Source organism: Naumannella halotolerans (genome assembly GCF_004364645.1).
Lineage (GTDB): Bacteria > Actinomycetota > Actinomycetes > Propionibacteriales > Propionibacteriaceae > Naumannella > Naumannella halotolerans.
Window position 1 is genome coordinate 395,482 of sequence record NZ_SOAW01000001.1, and the last position, 22,033, is coordinate 417,514.

Below are 22,033 nucleotides of genomic sequence, written 5' to 3' on the forward strand. Positions count from 1 at the left end.
TGACGCTGGGGTGTCTGTCGGGGTGACGCTGGGGTGTCTGTCGGGGTGGCGTCGGCAGGGGGCATGATGGGCGAGGTAAGTCGATGGCGCACCGGTGTCGGTGTGCCGGGAAGTCGAAGGCGCACGGGTGTCGGTGCGCCGGGGAGTCGAAGGCGCGCCTGAGCGGGTGCGCCGGGAGTCGAAGGGGACAAGTGGTGAGCAGAACAGAGCAGCTCGTCGAGGAGTGGCGGTCGGTCTACGAGGCGCCGGAGGCGAACGTTGCCCACCTGTTGTGCGACCGGCACGACCCCGGAGCCATCGCCTTCAGCTTCGTCCACGACGACCTTTCCACCACCGACCTGAGCTATGGCGAACTGCGGCACCGATCGGCCAAGCTGGCCACCGTGCTGGCGCAGGCCGGAGTGGGTACGGGTACGCGGGTGCCGGTGCTGATGGGCAAGCGCCCGGAGTTGATCACCACCTTGTTGGCGATCTGGCGACTGGGTGCGGTGCACGTACCGTTGTTCACCGCCTTCGCCACCGGGGCGATCGAACTGCGCGTCGTCGGCTCGGGAGCGAAGCTGGTGATCACCGAACCCGGCCAGCGGCAGAAGCTGGATCCGATCGACGGCATCGAGATCCTGCAGACCGGTGAGGAGTGGGAGGCGGCGATCGATGCCGCCACCGAGCAGGAGTCGCCGGTCGCCGCCGGACCGCAGGCCCCGTTCCTGCAGCTCTACACCTCCGGCACCACCGGCAAGCCCAAGGGAGTCCCGGTGCCGGTCCGCGCCCTCGGCGGATTCCACAGCTACCTTCACTTCGGCCTGGACGTGACCGCCGAGGACGTCTTCTGGAATGCCGCCGACCCCGGCTGGGCCTACGGCCTCTACTACGCGATCGTGGCTCCGATGGTGGCCGGTCGGCGCAGCCTGCTGACCTACGCCGGTTTCAGCCCCGAGTTCACCGCGAAGGTGATCAAGGAACACCGGGTCAGCAACTTCGCCGGCGCGCCGACCATGTACCGGTCGATGTCGAAGTCGGGAAACCTCTCCGGGCTGCAACTGCGACGCGCCTCCTCCGCCGGTGAACCGCTCACCCCCGATGTCGTCGAGTGGGCGGTGCAGGCGCTGGGCACCGAGGTACGTGACCACTACGGCCAGACCGAGTTGGGCATGGTGATCGGCAACGGTTGGCACCCCGACGTCGCCCGACCGCTGAAGGACGGATCGATGGGCCAGCCGTTGCCCGGACATGCTGCCGGGGTGGTCGACGGGGTGATCGCGATCGACACCGAGAACAGCCCGCTGCTGTGGTTCACCGGATACCACGGGGCGCCGGAGCTGACCGCGGGACGATTCAGCGCCGACGGTCGCTGGTACCTCACCGGGGACACCGGCCGGGTCGACGACGACGGGTACTTCTTCTTCACCGCCCGGGACGACGACCTGATCCTCGCCGCCGGGTACCGGATCGGACCGTTCGACGTCGAGAGCGTCCTGATCACCCACCCCTCGGTCGCCGATGTGGCGGTGGTCGGACTGCCCGATCCCGAGGGCATTCGCGGAGAGGTGGTCGCAGCCTTCGTCGTGCTCACCGACCCGTCCGGGGCATCGGATGAACTGGCCACCGAGTTGCAGGTACTGGTGCGTGACACCTACTCCAAACACGCCTATCCGCGAGCAGTGAGTTTCGTCGAGTCACTGCCGAAGACGCCGAGCGGCAAGATCCAGCGCTACCTGTTGCGGAAATGATCATCCGGCCGAACTCCTCTCTTCCCTGGCAGTGCCGGATGCGCTAGACAGGAAGTGGTGATCGGGACCCCCCGGTCAGCACGCCGGGCAACTGGTGCCCGGACCGCGGCCCGCCGGGCCGCCGAACCCCCAGGAGGCAAGTGATGAGTGACTTCGAGACCGAGAACACCGGCACCGAGGGACCGGCCGATGGTGGCGCCGAGGGTGTTCCCGGGGTGCATGACGGTGGTGCCGACGGCGGCGCGGAGGGACCGGCCGATGGTGGCGCCGAGGGTGTTCCCGGGGTGCATGACGGTGGTGCCGACGGCGGCGCGGAGGGACCGGCCGATGGTGGCGCCGAGGGTGTTCCCGGGGTGCATGACGGTGGTGCCGACGGCGGTGCGGAGGGTCCGGCCGATGGTGGCGCCGAGGGTGTTCCCGGGGTGCATGACGGTGGTGCCGACGGAAGCGCCGAGTGACCCGATTGGACGCAACTGATCCGGACCTCGGCGCCTCGGGCGCCGAGGTCCTGGCGTCCCGGCTGATCCACTGCGACGTCGAGACCTTCGCCGAGCAGTACTGGGGTGCGCGACCCCTGCTCACCCGCGGCGCCGACGACTACTCCGATCTGCTGTCACCGGCGATCGTGGACTCCCTGCTGTCCGAGCACGGATTGCGGACGCCGTTCCTGCGCGTGGCGAAGAACGGCGCGACCCTGCCCGACAGCAGTTTCACCGCACCGGCCGGAGTCGGTGCCGGAATCGGCGACCAGCTCGACGACACCGCGCTGTGGCGGCAGTTCGCCGACGGCGCCACGCTGGTACTGCAGGCGCTGCACCGGACCTGGCAGCCGATCGTCGACCTGAGCTCCCGACTGGGAACCGAGCTGGGTCATCCGGTGCAGGCGAATGCCTACATCACGCCCCCGCAGAACCAGGGCTTCGACGCCCACTACGACGTGCACGACGTCTTCGTGCTGCAGACCGTCGGCAGCAAACGATGGATCATCCACGAGCCCGTGCTCACCGATCCGTTGCGTGACGAACCCTGGTCCGACCGCAAGGCGCAGGTGGCCGAGGCCGCAGCAGGGGAGCCGCTGATCGACACCGTGCTGGAGCCCGGCGACGCGCTGTACCTGCCGCGCGGCTGGCTGCACTCGGCCAAGGCGCTCGGGGAGGTGAGTGTGCACCTGACCTTGGGGATCCACGTCTGGACCGGGTACGCACTGGCCGAACAACTGACCCGCTCCGCGCTCGATCTGCTGCGCGACGACCCCGACGTGCGCGCCACCCTCGAACTCGGGGTCGATCATCCGTTGGCGCTGGATCTGATCCGGCAGCGGCTGCTCGACGCCATCGCAGTGGCCGACCCGGGGGTACGGTTCCAGCAGGTACGGCGCTCGCAGGCGCGCCCGGCGCCCCTGGGACCGTTGGCCCAGCTCGCGGCCCTGAACGGTCTGACCGAGCAGTCCAGGTTGCGCCTCCGGCCGGCACTGACAGCCCGGATCGAAGGTGACCGGTTGACCAGCCGGGCCGGCTGGCTGGCTCTCGGCCCGACCGAGAAGCAGGCGATGCAGGCGTTGATGACCGCAGGCGAGTCGTCCGCTGCCGACCTGGGGACCGATTTCGCACGCAGGCTGCTCCGGGCCGGGATCGTCCTGCCCGCGGATCGGTGACCGAGGGCCCGGAACGGTTCCTGTGCGCCACCGCCGCCCGGGAACGCGGTGACGAGATGGCAGGTACGGCAGTGGTCGCCCGCTGCTGGGTGCTGATCGAGTACCGCGGCGCTTGGCCGTTCGCCGGTTTCGGGGAGTTGGCCGCCGTGGCCCCCGAGCTGCGGGCATCGATCATCGCCGCCACCCGGGCAGCCGGCGGGCGTACCTTCCTGATCCGCCGGGCGGGACGAAGGAGCAGCGACCTGCCGCCGCGCTGGGCGGTCGTCCAGCGCCATCTCGATGGCAGCACCTCCCAGCACTGGGGCACCTGGGAGCAGGACACCGATCTGGCGCCGATCCCCGGACTGATCGGCCGCCGGGGCCGTACCGACCTGCCGCCGCTGCTGTTGGTCTGTACCCATGGTGTGCACGACGTGTGCTGCGCACTCCGGGGGCGACCGGTCGGCGCGGCTCTGGCTCGGCGTTGGCCGCAGGGCACCTGGGAGTGCAGCCATGTCGGCGGCGACCGGTTCGCGGCCAACCTGGTGGTGCTGCCCGACGGGGTCTATTACGGCGGGCTGGATCCCGACACCGCGGTGACCACCGTGGAGAACCATCTCGCCGATTCGATCAGTGCCACCCATCTGCGTGGCTACACCGACCTCGGGCCGCCGCAACAGGCTGCGGTCGCCGAGGTGCTGCGCCGTTTCGGTCCGGCCGGGCGCGAGCAGCTGCAGGTGATCGGTACCGTTCGCGGGCAGGGGAGTTGGTCGATCCGATTGCAGGGGGCCGGACCCTTGCCGGCCGAGATCGTGGTGGAGGTCCGTGCCGAGCGCTCACCCCGGGCACAGATGACCTGCCGGGCCCCGGGCCCGGCATCGGTGCTCCGCTATCGGGTCGAGCGCCTGGTCGTGGAGCGGGGAAGGCCCGAGGTGGTGGACCGATCCCCACCGACGACCGAACCGGGACGATGAGTGATCCGGGCCGATGAGCAGTGAAGAGCGTGATCCCAGGCGACGCAGGGTCGCCGACTCGGCCTCGTCGGTGACGGTGTTCAGTCGCTGCCGGCGTGCCGGCTGAGGAAGCCGTACACCTCGGCCTCGTCGATCCCGGGGAAGGCGCCCGGCGGCAGGGTCGCCAGCAGATGGGTGTGGGCCGAGGAACTCGGCAGGAACTGCCCCTCCCAGTCTCGTCGAAGATCATCCGGTGCTGCCTGGCAGCACGACGGGTCCGGGCACCGGGAGGTGGAGCGCTCGGTGGTCTCCCGGCCGCGGAACCACTTGGCGTGCACATAGGGCACGCCGAGACAGGTGGAGAAGGTGCCCTGGTCGGAATGTTCGGTCCGCGCCGTGCACCAGTAGGTGCCGGTCGAGGTGTCGGTGTAGGCGTTGTAGGCGTTGAAGGTGTCGGGGACGGTGAAGATCATCCGGGAGGTCCAGTAGCGACAGCATCGCTGCCCCTCGATCGCACCGGTGTGATCGGTCGGGAAGGCCACATCGTCGTTCTCGTAGGCCTTGTAGATGATCCCGCCCTCGTGCACTCGCATGAAGTGGACCGGGATCTGCAGATGGTGGGTGACCAGATTGGTCATCCGGTGCGCCGCCGACTCGTAGGAGACCGCGAAGACGTCGCGGATGTCCTCGACCGCCAGCTGTCGGGCCTTGTGCGCATCGCGGAGCAGGTCGACGCAACTCGACTCCGGCATCAACAACGCGGCGGCGAAATAGTTGGTCTCCACCCGCTGCCGCAGGAAGTCGCCGTAGCTGGACGGGGTGTCGTGGCCGAGAACGTGATGGCCGAGGGCCTGCAGCAGTACGTAGCGTGGGTCGTGGCCGTGCCGGGCCCGCCGCGAGAGGTAGATCCGGCGGTTCCGCAGATCCGTCACCGAGCGGGTCGACTGCGGCAGGTCGGCCACATGATGCAGGCTGAACCCGAGGTGCTGGGTGATGGCGTTGACCAGGTGCTCGGAGAGCGGTCCCCGGCGGTAGCCGACCTTCTGCAACAGCTCGGCAGCCGATTCCTCGATGGCGGGGAAGTAGTTGTCCCGCCGACGCATGTCCTGGCGCAGCTGGGCGTTCGCCCGACGGGCCTCCTCCGGGGTGGCGATCCGCTCCTCGGCGTCGCGCTCCAACTGGCGGTGCATCGCCACCAGTGCCTCCAGCGCATCCATCGGCAGCCGCGGCCCGATCCGTACCTTCGGCAGGTTCTTCGCCGTCGCCAGCGGTGAGCGGGACATTCGCTCCAACTCGATCTCCAGGGCGGCCCGCCGGTTCGGCGGTTCGGCCCCGGTCAGCTCGTCCAGGGTGACCCCGAAATGGGCGGCGAGCCGCTGCAGCGTACCGATCCTGGCCTCCCGCTTGCCGTTCTCGATCAACGACAGGTGGGAGGCGGCGACACCGGCGATGGTGCCGGCCTGGGCCAGGGTGAGGCCTTGTTGTTTGCGCAGATGACGCAGCCGCCGGCCGAGCTCGAAAGGTGTGTTTCGGGCCGCCGACTGTGGCCCCGGATCGGTGGTCGCCCAGCTGTTCTGCTCCATTTGTTCACAATACGAAAGATTTGCAAATCTTTCCACGAAAAGTTCTCGAAGTTCTGTTGTTCCTTCCCGGAATCTAGTGATGAGCCCGGAGGAAATCCCGGCCGGAGCTCACCCCACAACCCTCGTGGAAGTGGTGGTCAGCAAAGAAGCGAAGGAGCCGAACCCATGTCCGACAGCCCGATCTCCGAAAGCCGTGTCCCGATGAGCGCCGAGGCCCTGGCGCACGACTGGACCACCAATCCGCGCTGGGCCGGTATCGAGCGCGACTACTCGGTGGAGGACGTGGTACGACTGCGCGGACGCGTCCCGGAGGAGCACACCCTGGCCCGCCGCGGGGCTGAGAAGCTGTGGAACGAACTCTCCGGTGGCACCAAGGACGGCAAGTACATCAACGCCCTCGGCGCACTCACCGGCAACCAGGCGGTGCAGCAGGTGAAGGCCGGGTTGCGGGCGATCTACCTGTCCGGTTGGCAGGTGGCGGCCGATGCGAACCTGGCCGGGCAGACCTACCCCGACCAGAGTCTCTACCCGGCCAACTCGGTGCCCTCGGTGGTGCGCCGGATCAACAACGCGTTGCAGCGGGCGGACCAGATCGAGTTCTCCGAGGGCAAGCAGACCGTCGACGACTGGCTGGTGCCGATCGTGGCCGATGCCGAGGCCGGTTTCGGTGGTTCGCTGAACGCCTACGAGTTGATGAAGTCGATGATCGTGGCGGGCGCGGCCGGTGTGCACTGGGAGGACCAGCTGGCATCGGAGAAGAAGTGCGGCCACCTGGGCGGCAAGGTGCTGATCCCGACCGGTCAGCACGTGCGTACCCTGAACGCGGCCCGGCTGGCCGCCGACGTGGCCGGTGTGCCGAGCGTGATCATCGCCCGTACCGATGCCGAGTCGGCGACCTTGATCACCTCCGATGTCGACGAGCGGGACAGCGAGTTCATCACCGGTGAGCGCACCCCGGAGGGCTTCTACAAGGTGACCAACGGGATCGAACCGTGCATCGCCCGGGCGAAGGCCTATGCGCCGTACTCCGATCTGATCTGGATGGAGACCGGTACGCCGGATCTGGAGATCGCCAGGCAGTTCGCCGAGGCGGTGAAGGCGGAGTACCCCGACCAGATGCTGGCCTACAACTGCTCACCGTCGTTCAACTGGCGGGCGAAGCTGGACGACGAGACGATCGCCAAGTTCCAGCGGGAACTGGGTGCGATGGGCTTCGCCTTCCAGTTCATCACCCTGGCCGGCTTCCACGCGCTGAACTACTCGATGTTCGATCTTGCCCACGGTTACGCCCGCAACGGCATGACCTCCTACGTGGACCTGCAGGAGCGCGAGTTCGCCGCCGAGGAGCGCGGTTACACCGCCACCAAGCATCAGCGCGAGGTGGGCACCGGCTGGTTCGACCTGGTGTCCCAGGCGGTCAATCCCGAGGGATCGACCCAGGCACTGTCCGGTTCGACCGAGTCCGCCCAGTTCCACTGAGCGCCCCGCACACCGCCGATCGGTGATCACCGACACGTGAAGTGATCACCGATCGGCAGCCAACACCGTTCGCGGGCGCGGAGATCCTCTCCGCGCCCGCCGCCATCGAAGGAAAATGATCATGAACGAGAGAATCACCGTCACCCGGGACGACGGATCGGCCCAGGACAGCATCCTCACCGACCAGGCCCTGGAGTTCTTGTTGGAGTTGCACGATCTGAGTGCTGACCGTCGCCAGGATCTGCTGCAGGCGCGCCGCGACCGGAGGGCCGAGATCGGCAACGGCCGGGACCCGCGTTTCCTGGACGAGACCGCCGACATCCGTGCCGACGACTCCTGGCAGGTCGCCCCGCCGGCACCGGGACTGGTGGACCGGCGGGTGGAGATCACCGGGCCGACCTCACGGAAGATGACGATCAATGCCCTGAACTCGGGGGCGAAGGTCTGGCTGGCCGATCTGGAGGATGCGAACACCCCGGCCTGGGTGAACGTGATCGACGGGCAGGTCAACCTGCGGGACGCGGTCAACGGTGAGATCGGTTTCACCTCATCCGAGGGCAAGCAGTACTCGGTCACCGCCGAGCGGACCCCGACCATCGTGGTCCGGCCTCGAGGGTGGCATCTGGCGGAGAAGCACCTGCTGGTCGACGGTCAGCCGATGGCCGGCGGTGTGGTCGACTTCGGGCTCTACTTCTTCCACAACGCCAAGAACCTGATCGCCGGTGGCACCGGACCGTACTTCTACCTGCCGAAGCTGGAGAACCATCTGGAGGCGCGGCTGTGGAACGACATCTTCGTCCGGGCCCAGGACCTGTTGGGCATCCCGCAGGGGACCATCCGGGCGACGGTGCTGATCGAGACGATCACCGCCGCCTTCGAGATGGAGGAGATCCTCTACGAACTGCGGGATCACAGTGCCGGTCTGAATGCCGGTCGCTGGGACTACATCTTCAGCGTGATCAAGAACTTCCGTTCCCGGGGACCGCGGTTCGTCCTGCCCGACCGGCAGGATGTGACCATGACCGCTCCGTTCATGCGGGCCTACACCGAACAGCTGGTCCGGGCCTGTCACCGGCGTGGTGCGCATGCGATCGGCGGAATGGCGGCCGTCGTGCCGAACCGGCGCGACCCCGAGGCGACCGAGCAGGCACTGGCCAAGGTCCGCGAGGACAAGACGCGGGAGGCCGAGGACGGTTTCGACGGTTCCTGGGTGGCCCATCCGGATCTGGTCGAGACCTGCCGGGAGGTCTTCGACGCCAAGCTGGGCGATCGGCAGAACCAGGTGAACCGGTTGCGGGAGGACGTCGGTCCCGATGATCGGGCCCTGATCGACGTGGCGAGCACCCCCGGCACGATCACCGAGCACGGTGTCCGGACCAATGTCGAGGTCGGTATCCGCTACATCGAGGCCTGGCTGCGCGGCAATGGCGCGGTGGCGATCCACAACCTGATGGAGGATGCCGCAACCGCGGAGATCTCACGCTCGCAGTTGTGGCAGTGGATCAACAACGGTTCGCGGACCGATGACGGGACCGAGATCACGGCCGAATGGGTGGCCGAGGTGATCGCCGAGGAGTTCGACAAGCTCGAGCGGGTCGAGGGGGACCGTTACGACCTGGCCCGGGAGCTGTTCACCGAGGTCGTCCTGGGCAAGGAGTACGCGACCTTCCTCACCGTGCCGGGGTACGCCCGTTACCTGTGCCGGGCCAAGCTGCTCGATCAGCGGCCGGAGCAGGTCCCTGTCGGCGTCTGAGCGACAGGACGCCGGGAGAGGCGACCCCGACAGTTATGCAACTAGTTGCATAAGTGTCGGGGTCGCGCTACTTTCGGGTGTGGGCCGAACGTCTCGGCCGAAGCCATCCCGTTTGGAGTTGCATCGTGGCCCTTCCTGAAATTCTCCGTGGCCGACTGTCCCTGCCGGTGGTCGGTGCACCGTTGTTCATCGTCTCCCAGCCGGCCCTGGTCGCCGCCCAATGCCAGGCCGGGGTCGTCGGCTCCTTCCCGGCGCTGAACGCCCGCCCGCAGTCGCTGCTGGGGGACTGGTTGTCGGAGATCGAGGAGTCGAATGCGAACTTCGCCGCGGCCAACCCTGGCCTGCCGGTGGCGCCGTTCGCGGTGAATCAGATCGTGCACCGGTCCAATGACCGGCTGGATCAGGACATGGCCACGGTGGTCGAGCACAAGGTGCCGATCGTGATCACCTCCCTCGGGGCCCGGCCGGAGGTGAATGAGGCCGTCCACTCCTACGGCGGCATCGTGCTGCACGATGTGATCAACGACCGCTTCGCCCGGAAGGCGATCGAGAAGGGCGCCGACGGTGTGATCGCGGTGGCCGCCGGTGCCGGTGGGCACGCCGGGATGCAGTCGCCGTTCGCGCTGATCCGAGAGATCCGTGAGTGGTTCGACGGGCCGCTGCTGTTGTCAGGAGCGATCGCCCATGGACGCTCCGTCCTGGCTGCCCTGGCCGCGGGCGCCGATCTGGCCTACATCGGGTCGGCCTTCCTGTCCACCGAGGAGGCGAACAACCCCGCGGAGTACAAGCAGATGATCGTCGACAGCGCCGCCGGCGACATCGTCTACAGCAACCTGTTCACCGGGGTGCACGGCAACTACCTGCGGGGCAGCATCACCGCCGCCGGGCTCGATCCCGACGACCTGCCGGTCGCCGACCCCTCGGTGATTGACTTCGGCTCCGGTGGCAACTCCTCGGCCAAGGCATGGAAGGACATCTGGGGTTCGGGCCAGGGGGTCGGTGCGATCTCGCAGGTCCTGCCCGCGGCCGCTCTGATCGAACGCCTGCATCGGGAGTTCGATCAGGCACGCGCCGAACTGCAGGAGAGCCTGGCCCAGTTCGATTCCGCAGGCGTATCGGCCTGACCGGCAGCGACGCCGGTACGGGTGGGCTCAGCCCGACGACGGTGTGACCGGTCGGTCGGCTGCCGAGTCGGCTTCGGCCAGCCGATCGAGCCGGCGCAGGGCCTCCTCACACCATTGGATCCCGCCGCTCTCGGTGGTCATGCCGCTGCGCAGGACGAGATGTTGCAGGGCCGTGCGCACATCGGGTTCGGTGGCGAAATCGCGCTGTTCGATCCGCTCGTACTCGGCAAGCCGGGCCCGGTGGCGTTCGAGCTGCTCGGTCAGCAGCGGGCGTACCGCCTCGGGATCGCCCAGCACCGCGGCCGCGCGGAGCCGTACCCCGACCACATCGCGAACCCGGGGCAGCTCGGGTTCGGAGGCCAGCCAGCGGCACAACTCCTGGGTACCGCGTTCGGTGATCGAGAAGGTACGTGGCCGCCCCCGCGACTCCTGTGCCGGATCCTCGGCCTTCAGCACCCATCCCGCCCGTTCCAGCTGGTCCAGTTCGCGGTAGATCTGCTGATGGGTGGTCGACCAGAAGTAGGCGAAGCTGCGGTCGAACCGTCGGGCGAGTTCGGACCCCGTCGACTCCTTCTCCGACAGTGCGGTGAGGATGGCGAAGCGCAGGGACATGGGGGTCATCGTAGTGACCCGCGAACGTATCGACCCGACGGGTGTCAGTGGGGGGATCTAGTCTGCACAGTGTTCGACCGGTCGACCTCGCGGGCTTTGGGGAAGGGCCGCAGCGACACCCACGTTCCGGGTGCCGTGGACGACCGGCGGATGCCAGGGCTTGCCTCGGCCGGCGGCTTCGACCCCCGCCGCGCCGAGGCATCCACGGCTTGGCGTTGCGTGCTCGGCGGTCTCGGCAGATAGTGTCGGTCCAACGATGCCCGCCGGTGTCGAAGCGGCAGGATGAACCTGCCGGGTCGGCCGCCGGCCGGTTCGGTCGATGCCGTCGGACGGAGAAGCAGATGCGGGGAGCCGCCATGTGGCGCAGGTTGCTGCTGGAGATCCTCGCCGACGAGTTGACCGAACCACGGATCGTGGTCGACCTCGGCGGTGGCACCGGGGGGCTGGCGGCGACCTTGGCCGGACAGGGGCACCGGGTGAGCGTGGTCGACCCCAGTCCTGATTCCCTGGCCGCGGTCGAACGCCGGGCCGCCGAAGCGGGTCTGCAGGATCGACTGACCGCGCGACAGGGCGATGCCTCAACCCTGAGCACCGAACTGCCGGCCGGATCGGTCGATCTGATCCTGTGCCACGATGTGCTGGAATTCGTCGACAGCGCCGAGGCGGCGGTGCACAGCATCGCGCAGGTGCTCCGGCCAGGAGGCACCCTCAGCCTGCTGACCGCCCAGCGCTACCCACGGGCGATCACCCACGCCGCGGCCGGTGATTTCGCCGGCGCCCAGCAGGTGTTCACCGATCAGCGCCTGCCCGATCCGGCCCGGGCACAGGCATTGCTCACCGACGCCGGGCTGCAGATCCGCGCCCGCCACGGACTGGGGCTGGCGGCCGGCCAGTTGTCGGAGGATTCGGTGGAGTCCCGGCCCGATGACGTACTCGCCCTGGAGCGGTTGTTGGCGGCCGACCCGGCTCTTTTGCCGGCAGCGCCGCGGCTGCACCTGGTGGCGGTGCGCTGACCCGCCGGACGGCGACTGTGGGAAGTCCACAGCGATTCCGGTCACACTTTGGCCGGCAAGCTTTCGGACCGGGTTTCTTTCGCCCCGTGGCGCAACTAGACTTGTCCTACCAAACGCCCTTGGTAGACCGCGAGGTCGTCGGACGAATCGGGAGGTGGCGGTGGCCCTCTCTGAGGAAGAGCAGCGCTTGCTCGACCAGATGGAAGCTGCGTTTCGCAAGGAAGACCCCACTTTGGCCAATCGCCTCAGTGGCGCCACCCCGCGCCGTCTCCGGCGTCGGCGGGCGACCATCGCCGGGATCGGTTTCGTCCTCGGTCTGGGACTGCTGGTCGGCGGGCTGCAGGTCAACCCGATCATCAGTATTGGCGGTTTCGTCCTGATGCTGGCCGCCACCGTGGTGGCGATCACCTCCTGGAACGGGCCGGCACCGTCCGGCAGCAGGCGTCGAGGCAAGGATCGCCGGACGACCAGTGTGCGCACCGAGCAGGGCCCGCAGCAACGCCAGCGACGGGCCGGCGGCGACAACAAGAACTTCATGGAGCGCATGGAGGAGCGCTGGCGGCGCCGTCAGGAGGACGGCTTCTGACGCTTCTTCGACGAGGCCCGGTTCCCCCGGAGGGGGCCGGGCCTTCGTCATGTCCGCACCTGTTTCGGGCGCGCCGGAACGCCCCCGGGGAGTACAGGACGAACGTCACACTCGATCACGCTGACCCGGCCGACACGCCGTCGATCGGGTGCCGAGACCCATCGAGTGTGACATTCGTTCGATGTACGTAGGTTGGTGCACGTGCAGGTGCAGGTGCAGGTGCAGGTGTGGGGCACGGCTTGAAGAACCGCGGTGACCGGGTGACGGTGGTCGGCGACGCCGAATCGGACGAAACTCGTGGTGGGCGCGGGCGAAGCCTCCTGCCGACACGCAAGCGCCGGGAACCCCGAAGGGGCCGCGGCGCTGCCGGTCGGCTCAGCGAAGTCCGCGTTTGCCGAAGCGGCCGGTCCAGACCGAGCGTGGCCAGACCCGCGTCAGCCAGCGGCTGACCCGGCCGGTCTCACCGGCGACCAGGCCGGCGTGGATCCGTTTCACCAGCGGCACGGGATCGTCGGTGTTGAGGTACTCGCGGGAGAATCGGGAGCGCTCGACCAGCACCGACAGGCGCTGCATCGACCGTGCCGACCGTTCGTCCAGACGCGCCGAGACCCGGTTGCCGGTGTCACGGGGCGAGGTCGTCGGCCATTCGTACCCATGGTCGACGACCAGATCCCGCACCTCACTCCAGGCGTTCTCCACCTGCTGGCGCGGACTGCCGGTGCCGCTCAAGCGGATCCGGCGGCGCCGGTTCCGGATCAGGTACGGGATCGCGCCCAGCAGTCCGATCAGCGCCACCACCCCCAGGGCGAGGGCGACCCGGCCGAGGATCACCCAGGTGTCGTTGTCGTCCTGGACGCTCGGGTCGGTCGTGTCCGGCACCGGTTCCGGGCTGGCCGAGGCGGTCGGCTCGGACTCCTCGGGCTCGGGGACCGCGGTGGGCTCGGACTCCTCGGACTCCTCGGACGGCTCGCTGCTGGTGACCGTCCAGGCGGGCGGGGAGGCGACACTGGGGGTGGGTTCGAAACGCACCCAGCCGTAGTCCTCGAAGTACAACTCCGGCCAGGCGTGCATATTGCGGATGGTGACCTCGTAGTTGTCACCGACCTGGGTACCGGGAAGGAATCCGACCGCCATCCGACTGGGGATGCCGGAGATCCGGGCCATCACCGCCATGGATGCCGCGAACTGCACGCAGAAACCGGCCTTGTCCTCCAACAGGAACTCCGAGAGGGCGTCGTATCCACTGGAGTCGGACGGTTCGAGTGAGTAGCTGAACTCGTCGCTGCGCAGGTAGCTCTGGATCGCTGCGGCCTTCAGCGCCGGGGTGGACGCGCCGGCGGTCACCTCATTGGTCAGGTCGATGATCTCCGGCGGCAGGTCGGCCGGCACCTCACCGGTCAACTGGTAGTCCGAGGGTGTGCCGGCCTCGGCCTGCGACAGTCCCGCCCCGTCCGGTTCCTCGGGGTAGCTCTGCACGCTGTACTGCAGGTTCGCGGTGGCCGACTCGTAGTTCGCACCCGCCCCCAGCACCATCAACGATTCCGGGTCGTAGGCCCAGTCACCCGGTGCATCGAACCGATCGGTGGGGTACGGCAGCGGCAGGTACTGGCTGTTGAACTCGGTGATCTGCAGCTGCGTCTCGATCGACGGCTCCGGGGCGTCGGTGAGCCCCGGGGGCGGCGGCAGGTCGGTGCCGTTCTGCAGCGAGATCGGCGCTCCGGAGAATCCCTCGGCGTTGAAGACCGGGAGGGTGGCCAGACGCAGGTACTCCGGATCCTCGGCGTTTGTCTGGTAGGTGATCACCAACCGGTCCTCGGGCTGGCTCAGGTTCCGTTTCAGGTCCTGGGCCGGGTTCTGCAACTGCAGCGGACCACCCGAACCGGTACGCGGGGTGAGCGACCAGGAGCCATCGGAGTAGCGCACCGGGATCACCATCGCCACCACCAGGGCGAGCACGATCGTGGGGATCCCGACCAGCGCTGCGGTGCGCCAGACCAGGGGAGCGACCGACACCTTGCCGATGGAGTCGGCATTCACCCCGCGGGTCCACTGACCGGCACGGTTCACGCCTTCGGTGCCGAGGATCACCAGGAAGCCCAGGGCCATCGTCGCGAAGGTCCACCACGGCGCGGTGATGGTCGGCATCAACGCGGTCACCAGGTACGGGGTCAGTAGCGGCGCCAGCGACCACAGCGGACGCTCGACGGTCTGCACCAGATGATCGGTCATGATCGCCAGCACGACCACACCGGTGAGGAAGAGGAAGGTGACCCCGGGCGAGGGAGCCATCGGAATGGTCTGCGAGGCCATGTGGGCGATGCCCTGGGAGTACAGATCGGGCAGTCGGGAGAACACACCGAGGTCGTAGTTGCCGGCGATACCAGCCAGACCGAACAGGGCGAGTCCGGACACCAGTACCTGCACCAGCAGGATGATCAGCGGGTCCAGGTCCAGGCGCCGGCTGATCACCCCGATCAGGCAGACCGCACCGACCAGGGCGACGCTCAACCACAGATAGGTCGGATCGGTGGTCAACGGCAGCAGGGACAGACCGGCCAGGACGACGGCGACGAAGACGGCCAGTCCGTACCGGTCGGAGGCGAGCACCCGTCGCTGCAGCGGCGAGCCCGCCCGCTGCAGGCCGATCGGCTGACTCCGGCCCTGGCTCGTGGGGGCGGGGGTCTCCAGCTGTCGGGTGCCCATCAGCGTCCGGCTCCGGTCAGTTCGAGTTCACGCCAGGCCTCGGGAATCGTCTTCTCCCGGGGCAGCTCGACGACGCGCCACTGGTGCTCGCGGAGAATGTTCAACCCCTCTCGGTGGTCCTCGATCTGTTGTGCGGTGAAGGTGGCACCGCCGGGGATGCCGGCCTCCCATTCGGGGACGTCCAGCACCATCGCCATCGATGCCGCGCGGGTCCGCCGGGCCCGCAACAGCATCTCGGCGTCGACCGGGGTCAGCAACCCGCAGATCGCGATCAGCAACTCCCCGGACTGGCCGGCCAGTTCAGCCTCCAGGCCCTTGGTCATCGTCTCCTCACGGCTCAACCGCAGATCCGTCAGCGAGTGCATCAGCACCTGCCTGGAGGTCAGCTGGTGGCCATCGGGCGAGCTGGGGCGGGCCACCGAGCCGTCGGCGTGGTAGAGGTCGATGCCGAACCGTTGGTCGAGGAAGTGCTGGGCGACCGAGGCGGCAGCCGAGACCGCCACCTCGAACGACGAGTCGGGGCCGGAGCCGACATGGGCGTTGCGGCGCGAGTCCAGGATGATCGTCGCGCTCGGATCCCAGGCCTGTTCCTCCCGGCGTACCATCACCTCACCGCGCCGGGCGGTGCTGGGCCAGTGGATCCGGCGGACGTCGTCACCGGGCCGGTACTCGCGGATCATCACGTCATCGGGTCCGAGGGTGCCGATGGTCTTCGGTCGGCTCTCCCCGGTGTTGGACCCGGCGCCGAGCAGCTTCGACTTGCTCAGCGGGTACATCCGCGGCATCACCATCACCTCGGTGGTGGCCTTGAACTGCCGGTCGTGGGTGACCAGCCCGAAGGCGTCCTCACCCCGCACCAGGAGCGGTCCGGTGGAGAACCGGCCACGGTTGCGGGCGACCAGCGGATAGGTGATGTCGCGCTGCCAGTGCGGGTCCAGGCCCGACATCACGAACCGGGGCGATTCCCCGAGCTCGGCCGGCACGTGGTCGGCGAACAGCAGCACACCCTGCGGGATCGCCGAGCGCTTGGCGATCGCGACCTCACCGGTCATCGGGTCGCCGATCGCGACCTCGGTCGGCCACAGCTCACGTTGGGCGGCCAGTCGCAGCCGGAGACCACCGACCAGCAACCAGGCGATCAGCGGTGCCAACAACAGCAGCAGCGCCACCGGCAGCAGGTCGGGTTGTCCGAGCAGCAGCGCGGTCAGCCCGATCACCAGTCCGAGGACGACGAAGAGCTTCCCGCGCCCGGTGCTCAGGCGCCAAGGGTTACGCACGGCTCAGGCCTGCGGAACCGGTACCGAGTCGAAGAGGGCGCTGACGATCTCGGGGACGGTACGACGGGACAGCTGCGCCTCGGTCGAGGGCAGCACACGGTGGGACAGCACCGGCACGGTCAGGGCGGCGACGTCGTCGGGGCTGACGTAGTCACGACCGGCCATCGCGGCGTGGGCCCGGGCGGCCCGCAGCAACTGCAGGCTGGCACGCGGGGAGGCGCCGAGGCGCAACTCATTGGTGTTCCGGGTGGCATTCACCACCGCGACGATGTACTCCTTCAGCGCCGGCGCCACGTACACATCGCGGACGGCCTGGATCAGGCTGAGCACGGTCTTGGCATCGGTCACCGGCTGCAGTGCGCGCAGCGGATCGGCGGCACCGTGGGAGTCGAGCATGTCGACCTCGGACTTGGGTGTCGGGTAGCCCATCTCGATCCGGGCCATGAAGCGGTCGCGCTGGGCCTCGGGGAGGGGATAGGTGCCCTCCATCTCGATCGGGTTCTGGGTGGCGACCACCATGAACGGCAACTGCAACCGGTAGGTGGTGCCGTCCACCGAGACCTGTCGTTCCTCCATCGACTCCAGCAGGGCCGACTGGGTCTTCGGTGAGGCGCGGTTGATCTCGTCGCCGACGACGATGTTGGCGAAGATGCCGCCGGGCTTGAACTCGAAGTCGCGGGTCTCCTGGTTGAACACCGAGACACCGGTGATGTCGGAGGGCAGCAGGTCGGGGGTGAACTGCAGCCGGCGGACCGAGGAGTCGATGGAGCGGCCGATGGCCTTGGCCAACATGGTCTTGCCGACACCGGGTACGTCCTCGACGAGCAGGTGGCCCTCGGCCAGCAGCACGACCAACGCCAGGTCGACGGATTCGCGCTTGCCTTCGATCACGCTCTCGATCGCCGACCGTACCCGGCCCATGACTTCGCCGACCTGGTCCACCGAGGGAGTGGCCGCGCGGCTGCCTGGGTAGGTGGTGTTCACATTTCCTCCGGTCGTGCTGGTCGATCCTTCGCTGTCTTCGCTCGCGTGCAACCCGCACCGGTTCGTCGGCCGGCCGTCGCGACGCGCAGGCCACTGTACGCGAGTCACAGCCACACAACGATTCGAGAACCGATCCAGTTCACCCTCGGGGCTCGATTTTCCGGTCCATCGCCGAACACGCCGAGTGGAGCGGTGGGGAGGATTGGTGGCCTCAGTGGAGGAAAGTGGAGTACAGTGGCGCTCAGTGGAGGAAAGTGGAGCTATTCGGCGTGAATGGGAGGTGCGATGTTCCTCGGTGAACACACCCCCAAGCTCGACGACAAGGGACGCTTCTTCCTCCCGGCGAAGTTTCGCGAGGAACTCTCCGAGGGACTGGTGATCACCCGCGCACAGGAACGGTGCCTGGCGATCTACCCGAAGGAGACGTTCATCGCGAAGACCAGGGAGATTGCGCAAGCACCGGGGACGGTGAAGCAGGTTCGCGACTACCAACGCATGTTGGCGTCGGGTGCCAGTGACGAGATCCCCGACAAGCAGGGCCGGATCACGATTCCGCCCCAGCTCCGGCGCTACGCCGGACTGGACAAGGACATCGTCGTGACGGGCGCGATCGACCGGGTCGAGGTGTGGGACCAGACCGCCTGGGAGGCCTACGTCGGAGAGCAGGAAGCCGACTTCGCCGACCTCGACGAGGTTCTGCCCCGGGTCGGCGAGACCCAACAGCAGTAGTCGGGCAGCAGTGACCGGGTGCACCGCATCGCGTGGTGTCAACCCGGGGGCCTGGTCGGCTGGCATCCCTTCCCCGGTGCCAGGCGGCCGCAGGGCCTTCGGGTTGAGACCACGCGATACGGATACCCGGACCCGGACGGATCCGAACCCGTCCGGGACGAGCAGTACCAGCAGTGAGGGGTCGAGATGACGGAGCAGGCACGCCATGTGCCGGTGATGCTGCCGCGGATCATCGACCTGCTCTCCCCGGCCATGACCGGACCCGATCCGGTGTTCGTCGACTGCACCCTCGGGCTGGCCGGACACTCCGCCGCGCTCCTGCAGGCCGTTCCCGGCGCCCGGCTGATCGGGATCGACCGGGACGCCGATGCCCTGGCGCTGGCCGAGCAGCGATTGGCGGAGTTCGCCGGGCGTACCACCTTGGTCCACGCCGCCTACGACGAACTCCCGCGCGCCCTGGCCGAGGCCGGAGTGTCGAAGGTGCAGGCCGTGCTGATGGACCTGGGCCTGTCCTCGTTGCAGATCGACCGCGCGGAGCGGGGCTTCGCCTATGCCGTCGACGCGCCCTTGGACATGCGGATGGACACCCGCTCGGAGTTCACCGCAGCCGAGCTGCTGAACACCGCCGATGAGGCCGAACTGGTACGGATCCTGCGTACCTACGGTGAGGAGCCGGCGGCCCGTCCGCTGGCCCGGGCGATCGTCGCCGACCGGCAGATCGAACCGTTCACCACCTCCGCCCGGCTGGTGCAGTTGGTCGAACGGGTCGCCAGCCGGCCCCACCGCAACCGCCGACCGGGGAGCGGACGCCGGGGGCACCCGGCGAAACGGACCTTCCAGGCACTGCGGATCGAGGTCAACGGCGAACTGGACTCCCTGGCCGCAGCCTTGCCCGCCGCCATCGACGCCCTGGCCGCCCCGCAGGGGGATCTGCCCGGCGGGCGGTTGGCCGTACTGGCCTACCACTCGCTGGAGGACCGGCTGGTGAAGAACACCTTCCGCGACGGCTCCACCGTCGAGGTCCCGCGGCACCTGCCCGTACCCGATGCGCAGTTGCATCCCCACCTTCGGCTGCTCACCCGCGGTGCGGAGCGACCCGACGAGGCCGAGACAGCGCAGAACCCCCGCGCAGCCTCCGCCCGCCTGCGTGCGGTGGAGAACCTGTGGCACACCGAACAGGAGGCCGCATGAGCGCCCTGACCTCGCTGCGACCCTCCGGTGACGAACGTCCCGAACGGTCCCACCGCCTGGCGTCGGTGCCGAAACCGGCCACGGCACCGATCTCCCGGGTCCCGTTCCTGGTGGTGCTGGTCGCCATCCTCGGTGTCGGCATGGCCGGACTGCTGCTGCTGAACACGACCCTGCAGTCGCAGGCCTTCGAGCTCAGTCGGTTGAACACCCAGGTACGTGACCTGTCGTACGCCGAGGCGGGGCTGCAGGCCTCCCTGGACGAGCAGAGCTCCACCCGTACCCTCACCCGACGCGCCTCCGACATCGGAATGCGGCCGCGGGACCACACCGCCTTCGTCTCCCTGCCCGACGGGGAGATCACCGGCGAGGTACGGGCGAGCGGTGACGACTATCCCGAGGCGTTCCTCGACCGGGACCCTGCTGCGGTACGCGAGGAGCAGCGCGACGAGACCGCGGCGCAGGCCGACAAGCGGGTGGCTGCGGAGGAGGAGTCGCGGGAGCGGCGGCGGGAGACCGTTCGGGCCGAGCAGGCCGAGGAGGCCAAGCAGCAGGCCGAGCGCGACAGCGGCGGCGGCGACGACGGTGAGACCGATGGAGGTGGCCAGTGAGTCGCGAACCCGAGGACCGGATGCGCCGCCGGCGGCGGACGGGGAACGGTGCCAAGGCAGGATCGGCGGACTCGCGTCGTACCCGGCGCCGCCCGGTCGATTCCTCCCGCTCGGCGGACCCGGGCGGTTCGAGCGGCACCAGCAGCCGGCGCTCGCGTGATTCTTCCCGGTCGGCTTCTTCCGCTTCTTCCCGGCCGGGAGCCTCCCGGCGGGGGACCGCCCGGACCGCAGCCGCCGCGCGCCGAACCGGTCGCCGCCGGCAGCCGTTGCGGTGGCCGCTGGCCCGGGCCGAGTTCCGGCTGCGCGCGATGATGGTCGTACTGGCGATCTGCGCCTCGGTGTTCGCCGGCCGCCTGGTGGAGGTGCAGGCACTCGACACCCAGGCCTATGCCGAGAAGGCGGCGAGTCGTTTCACCTCCACCGTCGAACTGCCGGCCGAGCGCGGGGTGCTCACCGACAGCCAGGGCACCCTGCTGGCGACCACCGAGGATGCGGTGATGATCACTGCCGATCCCACCCTGGTCGCCGAGGACGCCGGGGTGATCATCGATGTGCTGGCCAAGTACATCGACGACCCCGATCCCGAGGCGTACCGGGCTGCCCTGACCAAGCCCGACACCCGCTACTCGGTGATCGCCCGGAAGGTCCCGGTGGCGACCTATGTGAAGATCGCCGACGAGCTGAACTCCCTGGGCGTCTACGGCATCTTCCGGCAGACCGACCCGATCCGCCTCTACCCCGAGGGCGAGACCGCCGCCGCGGTGCTGGGTTTCGTGAACTCCGAGGGGGAGGGCGCGGCCGGTTTCGAGATGGCCGCCGATGAGAACTTGTCCGGTACCCCGGGCACCGAGAGCTACGAATCCTCCTCCGGTTACCGGATCCCACTCGGGCGCAATGTGGTCGAACCGGCGGTGAACGGTGTCAGCTACGAGCTGACCCTGGACGCGGCCATCCAGTCGGCCACCGAACGCCGCCTGCAGCAGGCGATGGAGGAGAACGGTGCCAGTTCGGCCTCCGCAGTGGTGATGAACGTGAAGACCGGGGAGATCGTCGCTCTGGCCAACACCCCCGGATTCGATCCCAACTCTCCGTCGCAGGCCAACCCCGACGACATGTTCAACCGGGCCGTCACCTACGCCTACGAACCCGGTTCGACCGGCAAGGTGCTGACCATGGCTGCGGCCATCGACTCCAGCACCATCTCCTCGGAGACGAGACTGCAGATCCCGGGGTCGATCGAGGCCGGCGGTTCCACCGTCACCGACCACTGGGACCACGGGCTGATCAACCTGACCGCCCGCGGGGCCCTGGTGAAGTCGTCCAATGTCGGCATGATCATGATCAACCGGAAGCTGGAGGACGGGGTCCTGCGGGATTACATGAAGGACTTCGGGATCGGTCAGAAGACCGGGGTCGAGGTACCCGGTGAGGCCACCGGACTGCTGCCCGACGAGGAGACCTTCGACAGCGCCAGCGGTGACCGGATCGCCTTCGGTCAGGCCTACTCCACCACGGCGGTGCAGATGGCCGCCGCCGTCGCCGGGGTGGTCAACGGTGGCGTCTACAACCCGCCCACCCTGGTCCGGTCGGCGACCGGACCGGACGGCCAGCCGGTGGAGGTCGACCATGGTGAGTCCCGGCAGGTCGTCTCCGAGGAGACCTCGGAGGCGGTGGTGGACATGATGACCTCCGTCGTCGGCCCCGAGACCAACACCTGGCTGGCCGCAGTCGACGGTTACAACACCGCCGGCAAGACCGGTACGGCGCAGAAGTTCAACACCGAGACCCAGAAGTACGACAGCTTCACCACCTCCTTCGTCGGCGTCGCGCCGGCCGAGGATCCGACCCTGCTGACCTATGTGGTGATGCAGGACGCCGAGGGTTCGGGCACCTCCGATGCCGCTCCACCGTTCCGCGACATCATGGAGTACGCCCTGCCGCGGTACGGGATCCCGCCGTCGACCAAGAAGGCCGATTATCCCGCCATCGACTGGTGATGACCTGTGGTCAGCGAGGGGCGAGCGGGCCCGCCCGGCCCGGGCCACAACTTGGCTCGACAGTCGCCGATGAGTAGG

At 68.4% G+C, this 22,033-nt stretch carries 18 protein-coding genes; 13 read left to right on the forward strand and 5 right to left on the reverse strand.

Features of this window, described 5'->3' with window-relative positions; all coding sequences use genetic code 11:
• Window positions 1–194 precede the first annotated feature (194 nt).
• The 4 genes from CLV29_RS01880 to CLV29_RS01895 all read left to right on the forward strand — a co-directional run bounded on the left by CLV29_RS01880 (window position 195) and on the right by CLV29_RS01895 (window position 4,337).
• Window positions 195–1,730, forward strand: a complete 1,536-nt coding sequence (locus CLV29_RS01880; protein ID WP_208292717.1) for an AMP-binding protein — start codon at window positions 195–197, stop codon at window positions 1,728–1,730.
• A gap of 143 nt (window positions 1,731–1,873) precedes the next feature.
• Window positions 1,874–2,188, forward strand: a complete 315-nt coding sequence (locus CLV29_RS01885; protein ID WP_133753386.1) for a hypothetical protein — start codon at window positions 1,874–1,876, stop codon at window positions 2,186–2,188.
• Window positions 2,185–3,384, forward strand: a complete 1,200-nt coding sequence (locus tag CLV29_RS01890) for a cupin domain-containing protein (RefSeq protein ID WP_208292718.1) — start codon at window positions 2,185–2,187, stop codon at window positions 3,382–3,384. The genes CLV29_RS01885 and CLV29_RS01890 overlap by 4 nt, the downstream gene beginning before the upstream one ends.
• Complete coding sequence (locus CLV29_RS01895) at window positions 3,381–4,337, forward strand: sucrase ferredoxin (protein ID WP_208292719.1); 957 nt, start codon at window positions 3,381–3,383, stop codon at window positions 4,335–4,337. Before CLV29_RS01890 ends, CLV29_RS01895 begins: the two co-directional genes overlap by 4 nt.
• 80 nt (window positions 4,338–4,417) lie before the next feature.
• Here CLV29_RS01895 and CLV29_RS01900 read toward each other — a convergent pair whose 3' ends face one another.
• The gene (locus CLV29_RS01900; protein WP_133753387.1) at window positions 4,418–5,899 is read right to left on the reverse strand and encodes a helix-turn-helix transcriptional regulator; all 1,482 of its coding nucleotides are present in this window, start codon (window positions 5,897–5,899) and stop codon (window positions 4,418–4,420) included.
• A 165-nt stretch (window positions 5,900–6,064) separates the two neighbouring features.
• Here CLV29_RS01900 and aceA point away from each other — a divergent pair, with 165 nt between their 5' ends.
• From aceA to CLV29_RS01915, 3 genes are all read left to right on the forward strand, one after another.
• Window positions 6,065–7,378, forward strand: a complete 1,314-nt coding sequence (gene aceA, locus CLV29_RS01905; RefSeq protein ID WP_133753388.1) for an isocitrate lyase — start codon at window positions 6,065–6,067, stop codon at window positions 7,376–7,378.
• A gap of 121 nt (window positions 7,379–7,499) precedes the next feature.
• Complete coding sequence (gene aceB / locus CLV29_RS01910; protein ID WP_208292720.1) at window positions 7,500–9,131, forward strand: malate synthase A; 1,632 nt, start codon at window positions 7,500–7,502, stop codon at window positions 9,129–9,131.
• Window positions 9,132–9,256: 125 nt separating this feature from the next.
• Window positions 9,257–10,255 (forward strand): NAD(P)H-dependent flavin oxidoreductase, encoded by a 999-nt coding sequence (locus tag CLV29_RS01915; RefSeq protein WP_133753390.1) that lies wholly within the window; start codon window positions 9,257–9,259, stop codon window positions 10,253–10,255.
• Window positions 10,256–10,282: 27 nt separating this feature from the next.
• On the opposite strand, the gene CLV29_RS01920 is transcribed toward CLV29_RS01915, so the two are convergent.
• Window positions 10,283–10,867: a PadR family transcriptional regulator gene (locus CLV29_RS01920; protein ID WP_133753391.1), complete on the reverse strand. Its 585-nt coding sequence runs from the start codon at window positions 10,865–10,867 to the stop codon at window positions 10,283–10,285.
• Between the two features lie 341 nt (window positions 10,868–11,208).
• Here CLV29_RS01920 and CLV29_RS01925 point away from each other — a divergent pair, with 341 nt between their 5' ends.
• Window positions 11,209–11,880 carry a class I SAM-dependent methyltransferase gene (locus tag CLV29_RS01925; RefSeq protein WP_133753392.1) on the forward strand — a complete coding sequence of 224 codons (672 nt, stop codon included), beginning with the start codon at window positions 11,209–11,211 and terminating at the stop codon, window positions 11,878–11,880.
• A gap of 160 nt (window positions 11,881–12,040) precedes the next feature.
• The gene (locus CLV29_RS16110; RefSeq protein ID WP_166649097.1) at window positions 12,041–12,466 is read left to right on the forward strand and encodes a DUF3040 domain-containing protein; all 426 of its coding nucleotides are present in this window, start codon (window positions 12,041–12,043) and stop codon (window positions 12,464–12,466) included.
• A 375-nt stretch (window positions 12,467–12,841) separates the two neighbouring features.
• Here CLV29_RS16110 and CLV29_RS01935 read toward each other — a convergent pair whose 3' ends face one another.
• Genes CLV29_RS01935 through CLV29_RS01945 form a run of 3 tightly spaced genes read right to left on the reverse strand, consistent with a single transcriptional unit; the run spans window position 12,842 to window position 17,367 of the window.
• Entirely contained in the window at window positions 12,842–15,169 is a 2,328-nt protein-coding gene (locus tag CLV29_RS01935) for a transglutaminase TgpA family protein (RefSeq protein WP_133753394.1), read from the reverse strand.
• Window positions 15,169–16,446, reverse strand: coding sequence for a DUF58 domain-containing protein (locus tag CLV29_RS01940; protein ID WP_133753395.1), 1,278 nt, complete (start codon window positions 16,444–16,446; stop codon window positions 15,169–15,171). Before CLV29_RS01940 ends, CLV29_RS01935 begins: the two co-directional genes overlap by 1 nt.
• Before the next feature lie 3 nt (window positions 16,447–16,449).
• Complete coding sequence (locus CLV29_RS01945) at window positions 16,450–17,367, reverse strand: AAA family ATPase (protein ID WP_133754967.1); 918 nt, start codon at window positions 17,365–17,367, stop codon at window positions 16,450–16,452.
• A 348-nt stretch (window positions 17,368–17,715) separates the two neighbouring features.
• Between CLV29_RS01945 and mraZ the strand changes: the two genes are divergently transcribed.
• From mraZ to CLV29_RS01965, 4 genes are all read left to right on the forward strand, one after another.
• Window positions 17,716–18,159 (forward strand): division/cell wall cluster transcriptional repressor MraZ, encoded by a 444-nt coding sequence (mraZ, locus tag CLV29_RS01950; RefSeq protein ID WP_133754968.1) that lies wholly within the window; start codon window positions 17,716–17,718, stop codon window positions 18,157–18,159.
• Between the two features lie 186 nt (window positions 18,160–18,345).
• Window positions 18,346–19,350: a 16S rRNA (cytosine(1402)-N(4))-methyltransferase RsmH gene (gene rsmH, locus CLV29_RS01955; RefSeq protein ID WP_133753396.1), complete on the forward strand. Its 1,005-nt coding sequence runs from the start codon at window positions 18,346–18,348 to the stop codon at window positions 19,348–19,350.
• Window positions 19,347–19,958 (forward strand): cell division protein FtsL, encoded by a 612-nt coding sequence (gene ftsL / locus CLV29_RS01960; RefSeq protein WP_133753397.1) that lies wholly within the window; start codon window positions 19,347–19,349, stop codon window positions 19,956–19,958. The genes rsmH and ftsL overlap by 4 nt, the downstream gene beginning before the upstream one ends.
• Window positions 19,959–20,224: 266 nt before the next feature.
• Window positions 20,225–21,955 (forward strand): peptidoglycan D,D-transpeptidase FtsI family protein, encoded by a 1,731-nt coding sequence (locus tag CLV29_RS01965; RefSeq protein WP_166649098.1) that lies wholly within the window; start codon window positions 20,225–20,227, stop codon window positions 21,953–21,955.
• The last annotated feature ends 78 nt before the right edge of the window (window positions 21,956–22,033 follow it).